The sequence below is a fragment of the Mycobacterium simiae genome, assembly GCF_008370645.1.
GTDB classification, from domain to species: domain Bacteria; phylum Actinomycetota; class Actinomycetes; order Mycobacteriales; family Mycobacteriaceae; genus Mycobacterium; species Mycobacterium simiae_A.
In genome coordinates this window covers 1-4268 of sequence record NZ_VTZN01000273.1, presented here as the reverse complement: position 1 = coordinate 4268, position 4268 = coordinate 1, and the positions used below count along the sequence as shown (strand labels likewise).

The window sequence follows — 4268 nt, the reverse complement described above, 5'->3', positions numbered from 1 at the left end:
CCCTGGCGTTCCCCGGATTGGCGGTCGAGGCCACACCGGTGTCCACCCATACCGCAAAGTTCGATCTCTCGATCCAGCTCTTCGAGATCCCCGACGCCGACGGGCAGCCACAACGGATGCCGGGCTTCATGGAGTACGCCACCGACCTGTTCGACCACGCCACGGTCGAGGCGTTCGCCGGCTACTACATCCACATCTTGCAAGCCGTTACCGCCAAAGCCGGCCTGCGCATCGACACCCTAGAGATCACCACGCCCAGCCAGCGTGAGCAGCTGCTGGCCGCCCACGCCAAGGCCGATATTCCCGACGCAACGCTACCGGAGTTGTTCGCCGCGCAGGTGGCGCGCACTCCCAATGCGACCGCGGTGCGCGATGATCGGCAGAGTGTGACGTACGCCGAGCTCGCGGCCCGGGCTGACCGGCTAGCCGCTCGTTTGAAAGCCGCTGGGGCGCCACGGGAAACAATCATCGCCGTGGCATTGCACCGCGGTGTCGAGCTGATGACTGCGCTGCTGGCGATCAGCCAGACCGGGGCTGCGTACCTGCCGATCGACCCGATGTATTCCAGCCAGCGCACCACCCATATGCTGGCCGATGCCGCCCCGCGACTGCTGATCACCGACTCGGCCACCGCCCCGCAGCTGCCCGCGACCTCGATTCCGCTGCTGATGCTGGATCGGCTCGACGCCGACGGCACCGCCGGGCATCCTGATCAACGGCCGCATCCGGACAGTCTGGCCTACATCATGTACACCTCCGGATCCACCGGAAAGCCCAAAGCCGTTGCCATCACGCACCGCAACGTGGTGGCACTGTTCGCCGGATTGCGGCGGACATGCCAGTTCGCTGCCACGGATGTATGGGCCTGGTGCCACTGCCCGGCTTTCGACTTCGCGGTGTGGGAGATGTGGGGCGCACTGCTGCACGGTGCCCAGGTGGTGGCGGTGCCCTGGACCACCGTGCGGTCACCGTGGGAGCTCTGGCAACTCATCGTCCGTGAACGCATCACGGTGCTCAGCCAAACCCCGTCGGCGTTCTATGAACTCATGCAGGTAGAGCGGGAAAGCGTCAGCACCACAACAGATTCCGCGTTGCGGCTGGTAGTGTTCGGCGGGGAGCCGTTGCGCACGTCGCGGCTGCAGGGCTGGTACCCCGAAGACCGTGCCCAGGTGCCTACGCTCATCAATATGTACGGGATCACCGAAGCCACCGTGCATACCACGCATCGCACCCTCACCAGCAGCGACAGTACGAACATGGCATCGGTGATCGGTGGCCCGCTGGACAATGTCCAGGTCTACGTGCTGGACACCGGGTTGTGTGTGGTGCCGCCCGGGGTCGCCGGGGAGCTGTACATCGCCGGTGCCGGACTGGCCCGCGGCTATCGGGGACGAGCGGGGCTGACGGCGGCGCGGTTCGTGGCGTGCCCGTTCGGAGGCGCGCGGGGAGAAAGGATGTATCGAACCGGGGATGTGGTGCGCTGGAATGCCCGGGGCGACCTGGAGTTCGTCGGCCGTGCCGACGACCAGCTGAAGATCCGCGGGTTCCGTGTCGAGCCCGGCGAAGTCGAAGCCGCACTGGCCGCCCATCCCCGTGTCGCTCAGGCGGTCGTCACCGCGCACAGTGAGCAACTGGTGGGCTATGTGCTGCTCGATGCCCAGCGAATGCTCGACCGCGAGCCCGACCGGGAAGCCCAGCTGGTCGGCCAGTGGCAGCAGGTGTACGGCGGGTTGTATGAGCAGAGCCGCGCCGAGATGGGACACGACTTCAGCGGCTGGAACAGCAGCTACACCCAAGCGCCGATCCCGCTGGCCGAGATGCGCGAGTGGCGCGCGGCCGCGGTAGCGCGGATCCTGGGGTTGCGGCCCAAGCGGATGCTGGAAATCGGGGTGGGTTCGGGGCTGTTACTGGCCCAGCTGGCACCGCAATGCGAACACTATTGGGGCACCGACTTTTCGCCGGCCACCATCAGCCGACTGCAGGCACAGGTGGCGGCCACGGGGTGGGCGGACCGAGTGCGGTTGACCGCTCAGCCTGCCGATGTGGCCGACGGGCTGCCGGCGGGTTATTTCAATGTAGTGGTGCTCAATTCGGTGATCCAGTACTTCCCCAATGCGGGGTACTTGCTGGAGGTGATCGGGTTGGCGTTGCGCTTGCTGGCTCCCGGTGGAGCGATATTCCTCGGAGATGTGCGAAATCTAAGTCTGTTGCACGCGTTCAGTACCTCGGTGGTGTGTGCACAAGCACAGGACGAGGAGACCGCGGGGGTGCTGCGCGAGCGGGTGCGCCAGGAACTGCTGGCCGAACAAGAATTACTACTAGCGCCAGAGTTTTTCATCGCATTGGCAGAGCAGTTCGACGATATCGGCGCGGTAGACATTCAGCTCAAGCAAATGAGCACCGTCAACGAGCTCAGTGGCTACCGCTACGAGGTGGTGCTGCGCAAGCAGCCGGTGGCAGTCGTCTCCTGCGCGCAACTACCGGCCGAGCCGTGGCAGCGCTGGCGCAATCTGGACGCGCTGGAGTGGTATCTCGACGGGCAGCGCCCGACGGGGTTGCGGGTGAGGGGGGTGCCGCACCGGGCGGTGCGCGCCGACGTGCAGCTGGCGACCGCGTTGTCGCGGGCCGAAGGCCGGGTTCCAGTGCAACAGTTGACCGTTAACGTACCTCCCCGCGGTGCGGTGCTGCCCGACGAATGCCGCCGGTTGGCTGAGCGCGTCGGTTATGCGGTTGCGGTGACGTGGTCGCCGACGCCGGGTCTGCTGGATCTGGTCTTCACCGCGGCCGACGTCAACCTGTCGGACGTGTACCAGCCGGCCACCGCGGTGCGGGGTATGGCCGGATATGTCAATGACCCCGCGTCGATCCAACGCGGTGGCGAGGTGCGCCGCTTGGTCGCAGAGCGGTTGCCCGAGTTCATGGTGCCCGCAACGGTGATGGTGCTGGATGGGCTGCCGCTGACGGTCAACGGCAAGGTCGATCGAAAGGCGCTGCCTGCTCCCGAATTCGTCGGCGCCGCAATGTATCATGCCCCGCGCGATGGCCGGGAAGCGTTGTTGGCAAGGTTGTTCGCCGAGGTACTGGGGCTGACGCGGGTAGGGACCGACGACGGGTTCTTCGATCTGGGCGGGCACTCGCTGTCGGTGACCCGGCTGGTGGCGCGGATTCGGGCCGAGCTGGACGCGGAGGTGCCCATCCGGGCACTCTTCGAGGCGCCCACCGTGGCGCAGTTGGCGGACTGGCTGGACGCGCACAGCGGTCGCGATGTGCGCGCCCCGTTGGTTGTCCAGCCACGCCTGGAACGAATCCCGTTGTCCTACGCCCAATCCCGGATCTGGTTCCTGCACCGGTACGAGGGGCCCTCGGCCACCTACAACATCCCGTTGGCCTTGCGGTTAACCGGGCAGCTTAATGTGGCAGCACTCGATGTATCCATCAGTGACGTGGTGGCCCGGCACGAAAGCCTGCGTACGTTGATCACCGAGATCGACGGTGTCGCCTACCAGCAGATCCTGCCGGATGCGGTGGTCGCGTTGACGGTCGTCGACCTGGCCAACGGGCAGTCGCTGACCGAGGTGGTCAACCAGGCCGCCCAGTATCGCTTCGACTTGGCCGCCGAAATGCCGCTGCGCGCCCAGTTGATCCGGGTGTCCGACGTCGAGCACGTGCTGGTGCTGGTGCTGCACCATATCGCCGGTGACGGCGCCTCGTTGCTGCCCCTGACCCAGAACCTGGCCAGTGCCTACGCCGCGCGCAGTGCCGGGCAGGCCCCGGCCTGGACGCCGCTGAGCGTGCAGTACGCCGACTACACCCTGTGGCAACAGCAAGTGCTGGGCGACGAAAACGATCCCGAGTCCATATTGGCGCGCCAATTCGCTTATTGGCAAACCGAATTGGCCGCCGCACCGGCACAGATCGCGTTGCCATGCGATCGCCCCCGGCCGGCGCGGCAGTCATTCCGGGGGGAGTTGGTTTCGTTCGGCGTGGACGCGAATCTGCGCGCACGCCTGGACAGCTTGGCCCGCGCGACCGGCACTACGGTGTCCATGGTGTTGCAGGCCGCGTTAGCGGTGCTGTTGCGCAAGCTCGGCGCCGGCGACGACATCTGCATTGGCGGGCCGATCGCCGGACGTACCGACGCGGCGCTGGCCGACCTCATCGGATTCTTCGTCAACAGCTGGGTACTGCGGGTGGACACCTCGGGCAACCACAGCTTCACCGACCTACTGGCCCAGGTGCGAACCAAGGCGCTGGCCGGCTATGAAAAC

General features: G+C 66.2%; 1 protein-coding gene. It reads left to right on the top strand.

Annotated elements, in window-relative coordinates:
- Positions 1-4268: non-ribosomal peptide synthetase (locus F0Q45_RS24570; protein WP_149656372.1), on the top strand; the 4268-nt coding region annotated here is incomplete at both ends.